This window comes from Paenibacillus terrae, from assembly GCF_000943545.1.
Taxonomy (GTDB): domain Bacteria; phylum Bacillota; class Bacilli; order Paenibacillales; family Paenibacillaceae; genus Paenibacillus; species Paenibacillus terrae_A.
Genome location: NZ_JTHP01000041.1, coordinates 38,761 through 57,190, shown reverse-complemented (window position 1 = coordinate 57,190; position 18,430 = coordinate 38,761). Strand labels below are relative to the sequence as shown.

The window sequence follows — 18,430 nt, the reverse complement described above, 5'->3', positions numbered from 1 at the left end:
CTTTTATTACGACTTTTTGGTTCATACAGCTCATCCTTTACCTCTGAATAGATAAAAAACTCACTTGCTATCGGGTATAAAGCTTTTGATCCATTGTCCGAAGCTGCCCGGATTTCTGCTTTGGATCAATACCGTCCCCTCGCCGCGAAAACGGCATACAAGCGCTTCTCCGCTCGTTACACTGGACAACCAGCCTTTGGACGCTTTTTCAATTTTGTAATCCATATAGTCCGGCCATGCCACCAGATGAGCGTTATCAATAATACGCTCCTCTCCGGGTGCAACATAAATCGGATGAATGGCTCCGTAAGAGGATAAAAACACTGTTCCGCGACCGCTGATTTCAACGATAAAAAAACCTTCGCCCGAGAACAATCCTTTCATCAGATTCTGCATTTTAGTGCTGACCTCAATGCCCTCCGTACACGCCAAGAAGCCATCCTTTTGCACCAAAAGTCTATACGTACCGTCCAATTCCACTGCTTGTACATCGCCTATACTTGCCGGAGCAAGCAGCACTTCAGCTGGCCCTCGAGATGCTCTCAGCTCCTGAAAAAAGAATTTCTCCCCGCTCAGCATCCGGCCTAAACCGCGCAACAATCCACCATCCACAGTCCCCTTTATATCCACGCTGGAAGACATGGAAACCATAGCTCCCATCTCCGCTTTAATCGTTTCTCCGGGGTTCATCTTTACCTTGAGCATAGCAAAAGCACCTTCATGCACAATTTCGTAGCCCATTCGTTCACCTGACTTTCCCAAAAGTTATTAGTTATCAATATAGCTTGGTGTTATCATACTATACTTGCCGCACTTATGCCTGTTCTTGCATATATGTAAAAGTGATAGATAAGCGCACCAGTAGAGGGCAAACAGCGTAAAAAGCCCGCTGAACGTGTCAGCAGGCCTTAAATTTAGCGTTAGGTTGTCAGTATAATATCATAACATAATGACGTTTAAAACGCTTTTTTATTATCGACTTTTAGTTACGTGTAAATTCCTGTACCCAGTATCCATTATAGTAAGCTACACCGATTTGTGTATATTCTGCCTTCAAAATATTTTCACGGTGTCCCTGACTGTTCATCCAGGCTTTCATAACTTCTCGCGGCGTTTGTTGTCCCATCGCAATATTTTCACCCGCATACGTATAACTTACACCGAATTTCTTCATCATATCAAATGGTGAGCCGTACGTCGGAGATGTATGGGAAAAGTAATTGTTTGTACTCATATCTTTTGCCTTGGCCAAAGCTACTTCGGTAAGCTTCGCGTTAGAAGCGAGTGGGCTCAAACCTTTTTGGCTACGCTCGTTATTCACCAGCTTGACTACTTCTGCTGCAAATTGAGACTTACTGAGCTGTACATCCGACCCGGCGGACTGACCTGCTCCTGAATTCGTATTTTGAGCTTTCGACTGTTTGTTAGTAGCAGGCTGTGAACCTTTTTGGTTAGCCGGCTTTGCCACTTGCTTGTCGGAAGAAGGATTCGTCGTCTTTGTTTTCGCTTGATCCTGTCCGGACAAATCCTGAATTACGGTCTTCGTAATCGTAGTCGTTCCGTTAGAGTTATTTACCGTATATCCGTTATCCTGGAACCATTGTTGTAATTGGGCAGACAAATCGTCGGCTGGTGAAGCTGATGCCGGAACGATGAATCCTGCGGATAACATAGCGGTTAAACTTCCCATCACCAGTGTTTTTTTCAACATATTCTTCATTTCGTCATCTCCTTGTTGTATAATGTCTTGTTGTGAACCTGCCTGGTTACAACTTTGTAATCTTTACTCTAGCAGTATATCATGTTTCATAGCAGGATCAATGGTATAAAATTTGGAAAAAAAATAGCCCCGCTCGGCAATAGCCTAAACGGAACTGATCTATGGTAATGAGGCTCTGAATATAATCCGGGCTTGTACAGGGCTGTTATTTAAGCTTTTTGCTAAAACGGTAGCCTTGCTTTTCAAAGCCGATTCGGTTGTAGAATGCCTGGGCCTCTATTTGTTTGATGCGGTTATTTGCTCCGGTAATGAACAAATGAAAGCTTCCTTGTGCACGTCCCCACTCCTCACCGCAGGCCACCAAGCGCTTGCCAATGCCCTCGCCGCGATACTCCTTGCTCACGACCAGCATGGTGATTTGTACGGCAGGATCAGGATAAGCCAGGCTTTGAGCCGTATGCATGCCGATTACGCCGACAACACGACCATCCATTTCTGCGACCATCATATTTGCTTGGCAGTCCTCCTGCGTAGTTCCCATAACTTCTTTCATCACACCACAAGTCATCGGATATCCGACTTCTCTTAGCAGTCCTGTTACGGCTTCGCAATCGCCAAGCTCTACGGAACGAATTGTCAGTACTGGAATCATCACATTGTTAGACATGATTTACCTCCACTTTCAGCATATTGGCAGCTTCTTTGGCCGTCTTCCGTGCTGTTTCCACATCTCCCGCAGCGCTAAGCGCTACAGCCATCCGGCGTCCCGGCTTGGTTTCAGGCTTCCCGAACACTCGCACCTGTGTCCGGGGTAGCAATAATGCATCATGCAGACCACCGATTACAAAATCCCGTGTAGCTTGTTCTGCCTTCAAGGTAGCCGAAGCCCCAGGGGTTAGCAGTGTAACCGACGGTATCGGGAATCCGAGAATGGCCCGTACATGAAGCGCAAATTCCGACAAATCCTGCGTAATCATCGTTACCATTCCCGTATCATGCGGACGGGGGGATACTTCACTGAATATGACGCCATCAGCCGTTAAAAACAGCTCTACGCCAAACAATCCGTAACCACCCAGTTCATCCGTAATCGTACGAGCAATGTCCTCCGCGTCCAAAAGTTGCTTGTCCGTCATGCCATGAGGCTGCCAAGATTCGACATAATCCCCATCCTTTTGAATGTGGCCAATCGGTGGGCAAAAAGTCGTACCCGATACCGATCTGACAGTCAATAACGTAATTTCACTTTCAAACGGAACAAAAGCTTCAACAATGACACGTGTTGTTTTGGCACGTGCGCCTTCCAACGCCGTATTCCAGCAGGATTCCGCATCTTCGGGTGTCCGGCATACAGACTGCCCTTTACCCGACGAACTCATCAAGGGCTTGACCACGCATGGCGTGCCCAGCTCATGAACCGCTGACCGCAACTGCTCAAAATGATCTGCAAAGCGGTAGGCGGCGGTCGGAAGTTGTAACTTCTCGGCAGCAAGCCTACGAATGCCCTCCCGGTCCATTGTAAGACGGGCGGCCCGGGCCGTTGGAACTACGTGAAATCCCTCTTGCTCCAATTCTTCCAAAGCACCCGTAGCAATAGCTTCGATTTCAGGTACAATTATGTCGGGCTTTTCCTTGCGAATCAGTGCCTTCAATGCCTCAGCATCCTGCATATCCAAACAATAAGAACGATGAGCCACCTGCATTGCTGGAGCCAGTTCATAGCGGTCTACAGCAATACATTCCACGCCAAGCCGCTGAGCTTCAATAATGACTTCTTTTCCCAATTCGCCGCTACCCAGCAGCAGCATCTTTTTAGCCCCGGCAGAAAAAGGAGCACCCCACATCTTGAACTCTTCCCCCTCTGAAGATATTGCTCTGATCTCTTTTCATCTTTATTTTCAGGGTTTAGCTCCAAGAATGCAATAGCGCTCCGCATTTAAATTTACAAAAATCGCGATTTTTTGATCTTTTTTTTACAAAAATCTGAACTGTGCTTCCACCAGCCCCCGATAAATTCCATGTTTTTTCATCAATTGTTCATGATTCCCACTTTCTTGGATCTGCCCATGATCCAGCACGACGATATGATCGGCATTCCGAATGGTGGACAAACGATGAGCAACCATGAAGGAGGTTCTACCTTCCAGCAGCACCTGAAGAGCCTCCTGAATTTTCAGCTCTGTTTCCGTATCTATACTGGCTGTGGCTTCATCCAATATGAGAATTCGTGGATTAGCCAGTAAAGCGCGGGCAAAAGATAGCAGCTGGCGCTGGCCCATGGACAGCATTCCGCCCCGCTCCTCTACCTCTGTTTCATAGCCGCCCGGCAAATGAACGATGAATTCATGAGCATTGACTGCCTTCGCAGCCGCTTCAATCTCCTCATCCGTTGCATCCAGTCGACCGAATCGAATATTATCGCGAATCGTTCCTGAAAAAATGAATGTATCCTGAAGTACGATGCTAATTTGGCTACGCAAGCTCTCCACCGTTACATCACGCACATCATGGCCGTCAATCGTAAGTCGCCCTGATGTAATGTCATAAAACCGGCTGAGCAGGTTAATGATTGTGCTTTTACCAGATCCGGTATGCCCGACAAGCGCAATGGATTGACCCGCCTCGACAGAGAGATTAATGCCTTTAAGCGCCTGACGTCCCTTTTCATATTCAAAAACAACTTCTTCAAAATGGATATCGCCGCGAATGGACGGCAGGTCTTGGGCTCCCGGCTTATTCGCAATATTCGGCTGTTCATCCATAAACTCAAAAATTCTTTCCGACGAAGCCATCGCAACCAGCAACTGGTTATACATTTGGCCGAGTCGATTAATCGGGTCCCAAAAGTTCCCCACATAGTTGGCAAACGCAACAAGCAGACCTACCGTAAGCTGATCCGTCTGAATCAGATGTGCCCCGAACCAGAACAGCACAAGCGTACCCAAGCCTCCGGTAATATCAATGAGCGGGCCGAAGATCTGATTCATGGCCGATGCTTTATCCCAAGATCGTTTGCTGGAGCTGTTCATGTTATCGAAATAAGCCATGTTTTCCTGCTCCTGCGTGTACGCCTGCGTCACACGGATACCCTGAATGGATTCATTCAGATGAGAGTTGATACGGGAATTCTTCATGCGTACTTCCTGCCAGGCACGGCGGATGCGCACACGCAGCTTGGTAGAAATTAAAAACATGATCGGAACAGTCACGATGACCGCCAGACCAAGCTTCCAGTTAATCAGCAGCAAAATGACGATGATTCCAGTGAGCTGTACACAGTCAATCAGGACATTCACCGCACCATTCGTAAATAGATCCTGAAGCGAGTTGATGTCATTCGTAACGCGTACCAATACAGATCCAGCCGGTCTTTTATCAAAAAAGTTGAAAGAAAGCTTCTGAATATGCTTGAACAGATCCTCACGCAGATCGTAAATGACACGTTGACCGATAATATTGGTAAATTTAATGCGGTACGTACTGGCTGCCCATTGAATTAAATATAGCAACAGCACTGCTCCAGTTATAAGCAGCAGCAATTTTACACTCGGCAGTGCAGGCCCTACGGGAGCAATCGCCTTGTCAATGGCCAGACTGATCAAATAGGGTACAGTCAGCTTGGTGATGGTACCAAGAATCATCATGACCAGTAGTATCGGCAGGATCTGCCGAGCGTAAGGCTTCATGTATGCGAGCAACCGTTTGAATTCGGACCAGTTAAACGGTTTGTCGATGATATCATCATCCTGGTACACAAATCGCTCATTCATTGGTTTTTGAAGCGTTTTGGCTTTTTCAGCGGGTACATTCATGATCTCACCTGCCTTTCGGATGCACCGTCAGGAGTCTGGGCTATGTAGTCGGCGTATTGAATATGATACACATCCTGATACGGACCTGGAGTGGCAATGAGCTGTTCATGCGTTCCTCGCTGGGCTATCCGCCCTTCCTCCAGCACTACAATTTCATCAGCATGACGAAGTGAAGAAATACGGTGAGCAATAATAAAGGTCGTCCGTCCTCGCATAACCTCTTGAAAACCGGTCTGGATTTCACGCTCCGTCTCCATATCGACCGCGCTGGTCGCATCATCAAGCACCAGAATTTTCGGATTTTTGAGTAGTGCGCGCGCGATGGCAATCCGTTGTTTTTGCCCACCAGACAGCCCCAGTCCCCGTTCACCGACAACTGTGTCATAACCCAATGACAGCTCGGTAATAAATTCATGCGCCTGGGCCAGCTTGGATACGCGTATAATGTCATCCATACTGACATGGCTTAGTCCATAAGCAATGTTGTTACGGATGGAAGATGAGAACAGGAACGTCTCCTGGAACACGGAAGATATTTGAGCACGTAAATCACGGATTTTCAAATGGCGTATATCCGTTCCATCCAGCTTGATGCTGCCTGCGTTCACATTGTAAGCACGCATAAGCAGTTGAATAATGGTGGATTTACCTGATCCGGTTCCGCCCAAAATACCGATGACTGATCCCGGTGGCGCATCCAGGTTGATGTCAACGACAGCGGGTAGCTTATTCCCGTAAGCAAAAGTGACATGCTCAAAGGTGACATGGCCCTCCACCTCATCAGCATCGAGCGTCAGAGCATCAGCTTCATCGGTAACATCCACCGATTGATTCAGTAGCTCCAAGACTCGTTCGCCCGAAGCTTTGGACTGGGTATAGTTATTGATATGGAAGCCAATGTTCCAGATGGGGCCGATAATGTACCAAATTAAGCTAAAAAAGGCGACAAGCTGACCCAGGGTCAGCGACTTTTCAATAACCAGATAGCCCCCCATGCCCAACAGAAGAACCACACTGACAGAAGCAATCAGCTCCATGGCGGGGAAGAAACGGCTCCACAGGGAAGCAGCTTGAATTTGATTACTTTTGTACTGCTCATTTCGCACTGAAAATTTTTCAACCTCATATGATTCGCGGGCAAATGATTTGACGGTGCGCACGCCTGTTATATTTTCCTGCACCGCTGTCGTCAAGGCGCTGAGCGCAAGCCGCATTTCCTGAAAGGTGGGGTGAATTCGGGATTCGAACTTAAACGTGACGAAGAGCAGCAAAGGCATGCTGATCATCGTAAAGAGGGTGAGTTGCCAGTTGATATACAGCATCATCATAGATCCGAATACGACCATCAGTACCACATTGAGGATTTGGGCAAAACCAAACCCGATGAAGTTGCGAATCGCCTCCAAATCACCCGTCAAACGGGACATGAGATCACCCGTTTTGGCAGTGTCATAATATCTGAAGGACAAAAATTGCAGTTTTTCATAACAAGCATTGCGGAGTCGGTATGCCAGATAGTTACCCAGCCGTCCACCAAAAAACCCGTGTAAAAATTGCATAAAGCCTTTGACGATCACTACTCCCAGCACAGTTAGAGCCAGCGCCGGGACTTTCCCGAAGTCACCGGGGATGATAGCGTTATCAATTAGCCTTTGGAGCAGGTTTGGATACACCAGTCCCAGGGCCGTCGCTATCGCAAGGCATAGAATGGAAAGAAACAGATAATGTCTCCTCTCACGAAAAAAGCCCTGCAATTGCCTGAGCACTTCCATGTCAATGTCCCTCCATTAGTTGCACGACGTTGTTATATGGCTTAGTGAAGTTTACCATTCGCATTCCAAGGCGGCAAAGAGGATAACTGGCCGTTTTCAGGCAGGTTCGCAATTGGCGGGTGATTAGACAAATTAAATCGCTTTCTTATCATTGAATATGGCTAATTACTCGCTATTGCTGTCTTTTTGAAGTATGCGTAAAACACCGGGTTGTCCCGCAACCCGGTGTCCTGATGAAAGATATGCTTGTCCATGAAGCGACGGTAGCCCGCAATCTATGGATGGAATGCTTATTAGGTGGCTGATTAGGTTATTTGAAAAAATGAACTTAGGCAATGTGTGGAAAGAATTACGTTAGCGATTCTTCCTGCTCCAAGGCGACAATCCGACTGGCAAGCTCTTCCCAAACCTGTGGCTGCTCACCACCCGTAAGTGCATGCTCCATACCACGAATCGTCTCCAGCATCTGCTCCCGAAGCAGAGCCGTCTGCCACGTTTGTTCCTCATGCACCAGCGTAATGTAAAAAGAGGACATTCGTTCTCGCTGTTGCTCTACAGCTTCCCCGATTCTCTCGCGCAGCACCGGCTCCAGTTTGGTTTGCAGACCCGCACGGCCAGATCCTTCAAAAAATAGCTTTGGATTTTTAAAGCTGTTCCAATATTCCTTCCAATGGACGGACTCCTGCAAGGAAATTTCAATCAGTTCGGGAACAGCCCATTCTCTGGGTTCAGGAACCGTGCAATCCAGTCCTTCCAGCTGATGGTTCATGTCCTCTACACACCGCTGTATAGCCTTGCGTACCAAGCTTTGTCCCGTTTTTTCCAGCCTAAGCGTGGTTGCCAGCAATTCTTGTGACAGTTCCAGTTCGATCAGGCGCATCAGCTCACGGCCACAGGAAGCAAATGCTGAACGAAGATCGCCCACACCTTCCCGCAGGACAGAGGGATGAAACGCCTCCGCGATAAACTCTCCAGTCCGATAAGCCAGCCGTTGACGTACGTGAAACAGCAGTTCATCGGTTTCCCCAGACAACACAGCTGCACCACTGCTATCAGACAGGCTCAGTAGTGTTTGCTCCAGTCCCTCGCGGATATGGGTTATTCGCTCCAACCGCCCTTCCCGTTCCTCCACGCTATATCTGGCCTCTGCGGCGTGTTGCACTATCCGGCTTCGCAACCGCCCCAGCTCCTGCATGGCGGAAGCAATGGACAATCCGGCCAGCTCTTCGGCTGCAAATGCTGAAAAATCATCTTCAAACGCATCAAAACGTGAAGCCGCACGCAGCGAAGCCTCTCCTTGCTCGGCTGCTTCCAGCGCAAGCATACTAGACAGCGGATAAATACGCGGCTTACGAATCCCGTTCGCTTGCAGTTGCTCCTGCACATGCCGGGTTACGGATTGCAGCTCTTCTTCGGACGAAGCGAGGTCTGCTGCATTGACGATAAAAAAGGTCTGATCCAGCGCCAACGTCTCTTTCACCCGGCCCAATTGATTCAAAAATTGACGGTCTCCTTGGGTGAACGCATGATTATAGTACGTGACAAATACAAGAGCGTCCGCATGCTTCATATAATTGAAGGTCACACCTGTGTGACGCGCATTGACTGAATCCGCTCCGGGGGTATCCACCAACACGATCCCCTGACGGGTCAGAGGGCAGTCATAATAAAGGTCAATATGCTCCACAAAGCATGACTTATGCTCGGATGCAACAAAATCCCGATACTGCTCCAGATTTACTTTAAGCTGCTGACCCAGCAAACTTTCAGCTTCTTCCCATCCAGCGGCGGCAGCCTTCAAAAAGCTGTAATGGGGCCGCCCGGCAGGGTGAATACCTTCCGGGGACAACGCATGTACGGTGTCCTGCCATCCCTCCGCAACCGGTTCTCCCAGTCCTAGCAACCGGAACGAGTATTTAAGGTCTTCCCGCAAAGCGTCCACTGATTTCATATGGACGTCTGCGGTAGCATGGCGCTCCTTGCTTGCGGGCGCCATAATCCGGTTAATTGCCGCTGTCGTCGGATGCGGCGATACGGGCAACACCGCTTCGCCCAGCAAAGCGTTGGCGAAGCTGGACTTCCCGGCGCTGAACGCTCCGAACAGCGCCAGCGTGAACCGCCCGCCTTCCAGCGCAGCGGCGCGGGCGTGCAAATCCCGTACTGCCGCTTGCATGGCAGGGTACGGGCTCAACAATGCAGCGGCGGCCTGCAATCGGGACGCTGCTGCATCCAGCCGCGTGCGGCGGCCTCCGGCGGCGGGCTGTGCTGCCACCGTGCCTGCAAGCGGCTGCGCCGCTGCGGCGTGTGCGCCAGCGGCGGCAGTACGCGCAGCGCCCGCTGGCGCGGCCGAAGCCGCAGCGGTGGTTTCCGCCGCTGGCGCTGGCGCTGCCGCCTGGGGCAACGCGTCAGGCGCGGCTGCTTGCGGAAGCAGGCTGCGCAGCACGGTGGCGTGCGCAGCCGAGGTGCTTAGGCGGGCGCGATAACGGCCTGCCGCGTCCGCCTGCGCCAGCAGCTCGGTGCGCGCGGACGCAAGAGCCGCGCGCCGTGCTTCGGCCTGCGCAGCTAGCTGCGCCAGCATGCGGTCTGCCAGCGCCAGCGCCTTGCGGCGGCAATCGGCCGTGACGGCGCTGCGCAGATCCTTGCAATAGTTCAGCGTATACTCCGGCGACAACGCGGTTTCCTTCACCGTTTGCTCAATCAGTCTCCGATCCGTCACAGGACGAATTTCGTCCAGCTCCTGCTCCATCGCAGCCGACCACAAACCATGCCCATCCCCCCAGGAACGCAGCAGCTCTCGCACATGAGGCAGCAACTGCCCCTCCACCTGATCAGTCAGCATACCAGTCAGTCGTTCTATTCGGTTTTCCTTCTCCCGCTCCGTCTTTCCTCCGGCAAACCATAGCCCGGCCTTGAAGCCCGGCTTGCGGCTCTCCAAATATTCGCCCGCCGCCTCACGCAGCTCCGCAGGTGTCAAATGGGCATGCTCCAGTACATGATCCAGCTCTTGCCGCAGCCGTTTATGCTCCTGATCTGGTAGTATATTCCAGCGTTTATCCTCTTGCTGCAAAACTTCCAGCTCCATATCCAGACGCGAAATTACTTCCTCCCCGCCTGCCTCTTCCAGCAACGTATTCAGTTCCTCTTCCTCGGCAGCCTGCACAGCCTCCACATGTTGATCCGCCAAATGGCGCATGGAGGAAACCAAACTGTACGACAATAGCTCTGTTTTTCGCTCCAACAGTGCTTTGATCAGCAACGGCAGCTCTTCCCATTGGTTCCAAAGATGGTTTTGCTCTTTCAAGGAGGTGAACAGTATATCTGTGTAATGAACCTGCCAAGCATGAAAGCTGGCCTCTACCTCACTACGATAACGTGTAAATGAAAGCTCTCGCTCTCGATGCTTATCTATTTGGTTAATAATCAAATATAACGGCTTGCCCCAATCCGACAGACTTTTGGCAAAGGACAAGTTATTTTCCGATTGAACATGGTTATAATCCATCACATAAAAAACAATATCCGCCCAGTGCAAAGCAGAATGTGTCGCCAGCGCATGGCCGTGGTCCGTAGAATCGACACCAGGTGTATCCAGCAGTACCCCTCCGCCAGCTAACATCGGGACATCCTCCCATACCTGAACCGATTCGTAAGCTCCGCCATTTTTACAATATTCAGCCAGCTCGGACAGAGAGGTTTCCAGCACCTCCGGCTCCGGGTTTTCTGATGTTTTGGCCGGATGAATTAGCGCTCTCGAACGTCCGTAACGGATCGACACCACATTAGCGCTCGTAGGAACCGGCCCGGAAGGCAGCACTGTTTTGCCGCACAGACTGTTGATCAAGCTCGATTTCCCAGCGGAAAAATGCCCGCAAAATGCAATGGTCAGTTCCTCTGCATCCGCCTTCTCCAGCAAGTCAGCTACGGCTTTCGCTCCTTCCTCATCCCCGGCTGTGCGCAAAAAATTCCGTAACTGTTCTATTGTATTCATTTCTTCCCGAGCTTTCCCTGTAATCGTTTGCATCATAAGCTATAGTTCCACTCCTTGTCCCTTAACTGCCTCAAATAGCTTTATTGTAGCATTCCTTAGGCGCTGTGAGAATCATCACAGTTGAGGATTTTGCAAAAATCCACAAAGCGACGTGTAATCAGCAATATATAGATCGAAATGATTTTATTCATCTATATGTTGCACCTTGGAGCGGCTGGAATCGAATTTTGCAAAATCCTGAATTAAAAAAGATGTTAAAAAAAGGCGCTCCCCGCCATGTACATGACTTTGGGAAATCGCCTTTTTATCAATAGTCAATAAGTTCATCTCATTCTGTCCAAAACTGATCTTTACAGCAAAGCTTCAATATCCTCTTCCATATCCAGGGGATCCGTTGTCGCCTCAAAGCGTTTGACCACTTTCCCGTTCCGATCAATCAGGAATTTTGTAAAATTCCATTTGATCGAATCTCCAGCTAAGTATTCAGGATGACGCTCATGAATTAAAGGAATAAGTATTTTGGCAACCGAATGCGTTTCATCAAAGCCCTCAAAGGGCAACGACGAAGCAAGATATGTAAACAACGGGTGAGCCTGCTTATCACGTACATCCACCTTTTGGAACATGGGGAACGCAACGCCATAATTCAGGGTACAAAATGCATGCACGCTGTCATTGGAATCCGGCTCCTGATCGGCAAACTGATTACACGGAAAGCCGAGAATCACCAAACCTCTATCCTTATAGTGATCATACAAACGCTGCAAATCCTGATATTGAAATGTAAAACCGCACTGGCTGGCTGTATTTACAATTAACACCACTTTATCTTTAAAATCACTAAGGGAGATTTCCTTACCGTTCATTGCAACGGCTGAATAATCATAAATGCTCATTTAAGAATAACTCCTCTGTAAGTTATACACCATGCGCCCCGAGGCTGGTTAGACCAGCCGAGCCGCCTACGGCGGAACATGCAAGCATGTCCGCTAATTGAACTTAATTTGTTGCCGTCTCAAGCACTGGCAGCAAAATTTCGAATACTTGACCATGCTGCAAAATCGTAATTCCGCGGGATTTGTCCTTCATTACGACTACTTCTGGCTTTTGAGACATACGCTCCAGATAATGCTCAGGTACATCACCAGAATGGCTAACTGTGATTCCTTCAAGCTCGCGCTCTTCGTTTTCAGCAAACTCCGATGTTACGATTTGCTCAAAAATATCGGAAAAAGCCTCAAAATTGTCTGTATATACCGAAATGCATTTCATACTCTTCATCCTTTTCTACACTTAAATGGTTAAACCCTCGTAATCTCTGCGGGGTCTTTAAGCTCTACGTTCCTTATCTTTCCTGATCAGGGACGTTTTCATACGTTTCTTGCCTTCCCTGCATACATCGAGCAACGGACATACCTGACATTGAGGGTTTTGCGCTTTGCAGTGGTAGCGGCCGAAAAAAATGAGCCTGTGATGGGTCAAGGACCATTCGTCCCTAGGTACCCTTTTCATCAGCTTTTTCTCCACCTCTAGCACTGAATCATCCCATCCCGCAAAGCCCAGTCGTTTGGAAACACGCTCTACATGCGTATCTACCGCAATGGCTGGTACATTAAAAGCGGTGGACACAACGACATTAGCCGTCTTGCGCCCAACACCGGGAAGCTTGACCAACTCATCATGCTCAGACGGTATTTCTCCCCCGTACTGGTCTATCAATAAACGGCACAGGTTATGAATATGCTTAGCCTTGTTCCGGTACAAGCCGATTCTGCGGATATCCTGCTCCAGTTCTTCAATGGGAACAGCCAAATAATCCTCGGGTGTCTTGTATTTTTGAAACAGGTCTGCCGTTACTTTATTCACCATCTGATCGGAGCATTGAGCAGACAATAACACAGCAATCGTTAATTCAAAAGCATTGTCATGGTTCAACTCACAATGGGCATCCGGAAACATCGTACCGATGGTGTCCAATATATGACGTGCGGTTGCTGCATTCACGGAATCCTACCTCCTACCAAAAAAAACGTCTTGATACGGGATAGCCCGCATCAAGACGGTCACTCTAAATAATCATCCGGAAAGAAACGAATACTATTTGTGCATGACTGCCTGCATAGGCGAGAAATACACTCCTATATTAACATTAACTGTCACAGATTGCACGTGAAAAGTGTGTAATTCCCAAGAAATTTTCATACAGTCTGATCTGTTAACGGTTCATCGGATGATCCAGGTCTACATGTCCCATTAAGGATTCCAGGGATTGACCATCTACGAGCAAATCCAGCGTTTTGACTTCCTTGAACTGGAACATCGTTTTCTTCAAAGCGTCGATAGCCAATTCCTCGCCGCCTGCACCCAGACGAGCCTCGTCCGGCAGGGAAATATCAAACGTCAATGCTCCATTGTCCAATTTGATTTTATGCACGGAAATTTTCTCGGACCATAACGGTATCAGAGTAGAATTCCCACTCTTTTGCAGAGCTTCAAACGCCTTTTGGAATTTTTCCAGCTCGCTTGGGTAGGTAATTTCCTTTTTCTGTTCCTTCAAGCCTGTCTCTTGTGTATCGGTGTAGTACACCGTGATCTGTTGAGTTTGGCGGTCTCCTGATTTTACCGTATCCGTCTTGGTGTTTGTAGGCTCGGTTGACGAGGATGCAGGTGTTTGACTCGCTCCGTTATTTTCAGCAGACTGAGTCGATGAATCAGGGGCCGTTTGTTCTGGTGTGCTATTTTGCGCCGCAGACGTTTTCGTTTCCTGAGATGGAGCAGCAGGAGCGGCTGTCTCCTTGGAGGCGCAGCCTGCACCTGCAATAGCAAATAGTGCCAGCAGACCTGCGATTACGATTTTCTTGTGCATATGTCCCCCTCCTTGCTTGACGTTGGCAAGCGATTTGTTGAAGATTTATTTTACACCAAGATACTCTGTGATGCCATCTGCAATCCCTTGAGCTACCCGGTTTTGGAAATCTTCATCAAACAGTGTGGCTTCCTCTTTCGCATTACTGAGATATCCTACCTCAAGCAAAACAGCAGGCATCGTCGTTTCCCGAATGACATGGAAATTGCCATAACGAATGCCCCGGTCTGTCAAACCTGTCGCTGGTGCAAAGTACTTATGCATGACGTCCGCGAACGCTTTGCTTGCACTACGCTGGTAATACGTCTCTGTACCATTGGAAGCCGAGCTGCCGCTGCTGTTGGCGTGAATGGACACGAATACGTTGGCATTGAGATTTTCAGCCACTTTTACACGCTGTTTAAGCTCCAAAAACGTATCATCGCTGCGTGTCAACACAACCTCAAGATTAGGGTTCTGCTTCAAAATGCTTTCTGCCTTTAGAGCCATAGCCAAGTTGAAGGTCTTTTCGTAATTTTTTCTAGAAATCCCAACGGCTCCGGAATCCTTCGCTCCATGACCGGCATCAATAACAACGACTTTTTTGCCATTGCTGTTAACTGGTGAGGTCTGTGTATCATCCGGCTGTGAACCATCTGGTAAGGTAGCGTCAGGTGTTGTATTCACTGAATCCTTCGATGCCAGATCGACGATAACGCGATTCGAGCCGTCATTGTATGCGGTATAATTCATGGCATGCTTCAGATCAATAACAACGCGAACCGTTGAAGGTTCCTTTTGGAATAAAGCATAACGGATACCGGATACATCCGCTTCATCCTGAATATCCAGTGAACCATTCTGGCTGCTATCCAGCTTTTGCTGGGCCCCAAAGTTGTCAGCAAAAGCCGTAGCCGGCAAATCCACAACTACTCGATCAGGAGCAGTCATTGTAAATGCTTTTGGCTTCACTGCACCCGTAGTCGTAATGGTTAAGCGGTTTTGACTGAAACTGATTCCCTGTACCTGCATTACACCTGAACTGGCATTATTCGTTGGTAAAGTTACACTTCCAGTATCTGTGCTGCTATTCCCGGATTTAGGAGGAGTAAATTCCCCGTTTCCCGACCCGCTGCTGCGGGTATATAATTTTACGGACTTGGAGCTACTGTCCCATTTTACGTCCAGTCCCATTTGCTCGCCGATAAAGCGAAGCGGTACAAGGGCATAATTGGAACGCAGCAGAGGCGAAGCATCCAGACTAATGTCGCTTCCATTGACAGTCGCCGTCTTGCTTCCGATTATCATTCGGATCGAGGTACTGTCCTTCTCAATCGTTATGGTTCGCACCTGCTGCTTCCATGTCACGTCATAACCTAAATTTTCAGAAATTACGCGTAGCGGAACCATTGTACTTCCGCCAATCACTTGTGCCTTAGCACCACTCGGGACACTCAGCTGTTGATCGTCGAGATAGATTTGTGTTCCACTCGAAGCCGCATGTCCATAACCCGGAACCGCCCACATGAAGACAAATAATAACAACAAAAAACCAAATTTCTTCATTCGTCACCCTTCCATTCATAATTTTTTTGCCACATGCTCCGGTGCGGCGACCTGATATACGCGCTTATGTAATATCAGACAACCTTTTAGACGTTATTCCACACCAAAAGTTGCGAATATATTCCATCATAACAGAAATATACGTGCCAAAGAACTAGTTTTGTCGAATTTTAGCTAAACATATAGTTCATTCGCTTTGCGGCTAAAGTCATTGCCCGATTACAAAAAAAAGCTGCTTCCTCCCTAAATATAGCTAGGGATGAAAAACAGCTTTTTGGTGAGTTTCATACGATCTCATTTGAAATTTTCAAAATTATGAGTTGATAGAATCACTCGTGTCGTTGACCGTCACAGTCCCCAGATATTCCTTTAGACCGTCCACAATCCCTTCCGCAATCCTTTCCTGTGTTTCTTCCGAGAACATGGCCGCTTCATCAGACAGATTGCTAAGGTAGCCGCATTCCAGCAACACGGCTGGCATTTGGGCCTTTCTCGTCACGATATGATTCGCCACCTTAATCCCGTTATCCTTAAATCCGGTAGCTGCTACAAGATGCTTATGCATCGTTGTTGCCAATCCCAGACTTTCCTGACGTGCATAGTAGGTTTCAGAACCGTTGGCTTTTCCTTTATTGGAGGCCAGCATACTGTTTCCATGGATCGAAACAAACACGCTTGCCTGCTGTTCGTTTGCTAGCTGGGGGCGTTCATCCAGCGTAGGATACGTATCTCCATCGCGGGTCATGACTACCTGAATATCAGGATCGTTTTGCAAGAGCTGCTTGACCTTTAACCCTACAGCCAGTGCAAACTCCTTTTCGTGTCTTCCAGTGATACTGCCTGCTCCAGGATCTCTGCCACCATGCCCTGGATCAATGACGACTATTTTCCGTCCGCCGCTGTTGGTTGGTGTCACAGCCTGATCAACACTGCGTTCACGTAATTGGAGTGTGATTTCACCTGTGCTGTTAGTTGAAAGCTCGTAATCACGTACCTGGTTTAAAACAATTACAATACGGACGCCGCCCTTTTGTCCATCGGCGGGGGCAAACCTGACTTCCTGCACATCCCCGCTGTCAATATTCGTCAGCACTCGTAATCCATCGCTACGAACCGGAAATTGCTGAGAAAGCTCCGACGTCAGCGCCGCTTCTGCCAGATCTACAACAATGCGGTCAGGTCCCGTCATTTTGGTCACTTTGGGCGTTACATCTCTGTTCAAAGAAATCTGTAATGCTTCATCTTGAAAGGTAATGTTTTGTACCAGTAGTGTATTTGCTTTTAGCTGTTCTGTATCCTGCTGCTTGGATGATGAGAATGCATCCTGTGTAAGCTTGTCTGATCCAGCAAGATTTGTAGTCGTCGTTGTTGGCGTAGGTGGTTTTGGTGTGCTTGTGTTCTGCACCTGCGTTTGTGATGATTTTTGGGATGTAGACTGTTTGTCTATCTGCTGAGTTGCCACTTTCTGACTGAGATTCACGGATTTATTTTTATTATTCCAATCTACCTTCAGCCCCATTTGCTCCCCGACAAAACGTAACGGAACCATGGTGGAGTTGCCACGCAACACAGGAGGTGCATCCAAATTGACCGTTTTTCCATTCACATCAGCCGATGTACGGCCCACATACATGGACATATCCGTGCTGTTTTTTTGGATTGAGATTTTATAGGCTTGTGGTTCCCATTTAAATTGATATCCAAGCTGTTCACCAACCACTCGCAGCGGAACCATGACTTTTCCATTGACCATCTCAGGCTTGGCATCTGCGGGCGCTTCTATCCTTTTTCCATCTAAAAACAAATCTGCTCCAGCCGCATTCACATGAGAGGAGGACGGCCACAACCCAATTAGAATAGCCACCAGTATCAACCAACCATATTTCTTCATCCTCATTCCCCTAACTTAGATATGTATTTTTTGTGCTACTGCATAGGCATAGTCCTTCAGCCATTTTACATTTACCATACCATGCTGAGTCGAACCGTCAACCCCTTATTTACCAATTTATCTTATGAACATGACAAAAGCCCGCAGGCAAAAGAATTGCCAGTACGGGCTTTTTGTCCAACAAACCAGTTCACTTTATCGCTACAAACTCATACTGAGCTGGAATTACGCGCCTTGCTTCGCAGCACGCTTCTGTTCATAAGCCAGGATTTCAGCCTCATGCTGGAGCGTCAAGCCAATGTCATCCAAACCTTGCAGCAAAAATTGACGGCGATGCTCATCCAGATCAAAATTAATATGCAGACCATAATCGTCGGTAATTGTTTTTTCGTTCAGGTCTACGCTCAATTGGTAGTTATCATGCTTCGCTGTGCGTTGAAACAAATCCTCTACTTGCTCCTCAGACAACTTAATCGGTAAAATAGCATTTTTAAAACAGTTATTATAGAAGATATCCGCATAAGACGGTGCAATTACGCAGCGAAATCCATAGTCCATGATCGCCCACGGCGCATGCTCACGGGAGGAGCCGCAGCCAAAGTTGGCACGAGAGATCAGAACAGATGCTCCTGCATAGCGAGGTTTATTCGGTTCAAAATCAGGATTTATATTTCCTTCCTCATCAAAACGCCACTCGTAAAACAGAAACTGTCCAAAACCTGTACGCTCGATTCGTTTCAAAAACTGCTTGGGTATAATAGCATCTGTATCTACGTTCACCCGATCCACGGGTGCTACAATCCCTTTTAAAGTTGTGAATGCTTCCATTGTAAATT

The 18,430-nt window shown here is 48.2% G+C and carries 14 protein-coding genes; all 14 read right to left on the bottom strand.

The features are described from left to right. Positions 1 to 60: 60 nt before the first annotated feature. Positions 61 to 741, bottom strand: a complete 681-nt coding sequence (locus tag QD47_RS18810; RefSeq protein ID WP_044647581.1) for a TIGR00266 family protein — start codon at positions 739 to 741, stop codon at positions 61 to 63. Between the two features lie 241 nt (positions 742 to 982). Beyond that, on the bottom strand, positions 983 to 1,720 hold the full coding sequence (locus QD47_RS18805) for a CAP domain-containing protein (protein WP_044647580.1): 738 nt from the start codon (positions 1,718 to 1,720) through the stop codon (positions 983 to 985). A gap of 205 nt (positions 1,721 to 1,925) precedes the next feature. Further along, on the bottom strand, positions 1,926 to 2,387 hold the full coding sequence (locus QD47_RS18800) for a GNAT family N-acetyltransferase (protein ID WP_044647579.1): 462 nt from the start codon (positions 2,385 to 2,387) through the stop codon (positions 1,926 to 1,928). Beyond that, positions 2,380 to 3,564: a formate-dependent phosphoribosylglycinamide formyltransferase gene (gene purT / locus QD47_RS18795; protein ID WP_044647578.1), complete on the bottom strand. Its 1,185-nt coding sequence runs from the start codon at positions 3,562 to 3,564 to the stop codon at positions 2,380 to 2,382. The genes QD47_RS18800 and purT overlap by 8 nt, the downstream gene beginning before the upstream one ends. Before the next feature lie 129 nt (positions 3,565 to 3,693). Continuing rightward, on the bottom strand, positions 3,694 to 5,532 hold the full coding sequence (locus QD47_RS18790) for an ABC transporter ATP-binding protein (protein WP_044647577.1): 1,839 nt from the start codon (positions 5,530 to 5,532) through the stop codon (positions 3,694 to 3,696). Then, positions 5,529 to 7,304, bottom strand: a complete 1,776-nt coding sequence (locus QD47_RS18785; RefSeq protein ID WP_044647576.1) for an ABC transporter ATP-binding protein — start codon at positions 7,302 to 7,304, stop codon at positions 5,529 to 5,531. The genes QD47_RS18790 and QD47_RS18785 overlap by 4 nt, the downstream gene beginning before the upstream one ends. 349 nt (positions 7,305 to 7,653) lie before the next feature. Beyond that, positions 7,654 to 11,328 (bottom strand): dynamin family protein, encoded by a 3,675-nt coding sequence (locus tag QD47_RS18780; RefSeq protein ID WP_044647575.1) that lies wholly within the window; start codon positions 11,326 to 11,328, stop codon positions 7,654 to 7,656. 314 nt (positions 11,329 to 11,642) lie between these two features. After that, a complete protein-coding gene (locus tag QD47_RS18775) occupies positions 11,643 to 12,188 on the bottom strand; it encodes a glutathione peroxidase (protein ID WP_044647574.1) in 546 nt (181 codons plus the stop codon). A 103-nt stretch (positions 12,189 to 12,291) separates the two neighbouring features. After that, positions 12,292 to 12,564, bottom strand: a complete 273-nt coding sequence (locus QD47_RS18770) for a hypothetical protein (protein WP_014282011.1) — start codon at positions 12,562 to 12,564, stop codon at positions 12,292 to 12,294. Between the two features lie 57 nt (positions 12,565 to 12,621). Further along, positions 12,622 to 13,296: an endonuclease III gene (gene nth, locus QD47_RS18765; RefSeq protein ID WP_044647573.1), complete on the bottom strand. Its 675-nt coding sequence runs from the start codon at positions 13,294 to 13,296 to the stop codon at positions 12,622 to 12,624. A gap of 211 nt (positions 13,297 to 13,507) precedes the next feature. Next, positions 13,508 to 14,158 carry a GerMN domain-containing protein gene (locus QD47_RS18760; RefSeq protein WP_044647572.1) on the bottom strand — a complete coding sequence of 217 codons (651 nt, stop codon included), beginning with the start codon at positions 14,156 to 14,158 and terminating at the stop codon, positions 13,508 to 13,510. 45 nt (positions 14,159 to 14,203) lie between these two features. Next, positions 14,204 to 15,703, bottom strand: coding sequence for an N-acetylmuramoyl-L-alanine amidase family protein (locus QD47_RS18755; protein WP_044647571.1), 1,500 nt, complete (start codon positions 15,701 to 15,703; stop codon positions 14,204 to 14,206). 313 nt (positions 15,704 to 16,016) lie between these two features. Beyond that, positions 16,017 to 17,594 (bottom strand): N-acetylmuramoyl-L-alanine amidase family protein, encoded by a 1,578-nt coding sequence (locus tag QD47_RS18750; RefSeq protein ID WP_044647570.1) that lies wholly within the window; start codon positions 17,592 to 17,594, stop codon positions 16,017 to 16,019. Positions 17,595 to 17,819: 225 nt separating this feature from the next. After that, positions 17,820 to 18,422, bottom strand: coding sequence for a 3-isopropylmalate dehydratase small subunit (gene leuD, locus QD47_RS18745; protein ID WP_044647569.1), 603 nt, complete (start codon positions 18,420 to 18,422; stop codon positions 17,820 to 17,822). Between the last annotated feature and the right edge of the window lie 8 nt (positions 18,423 to 18,430).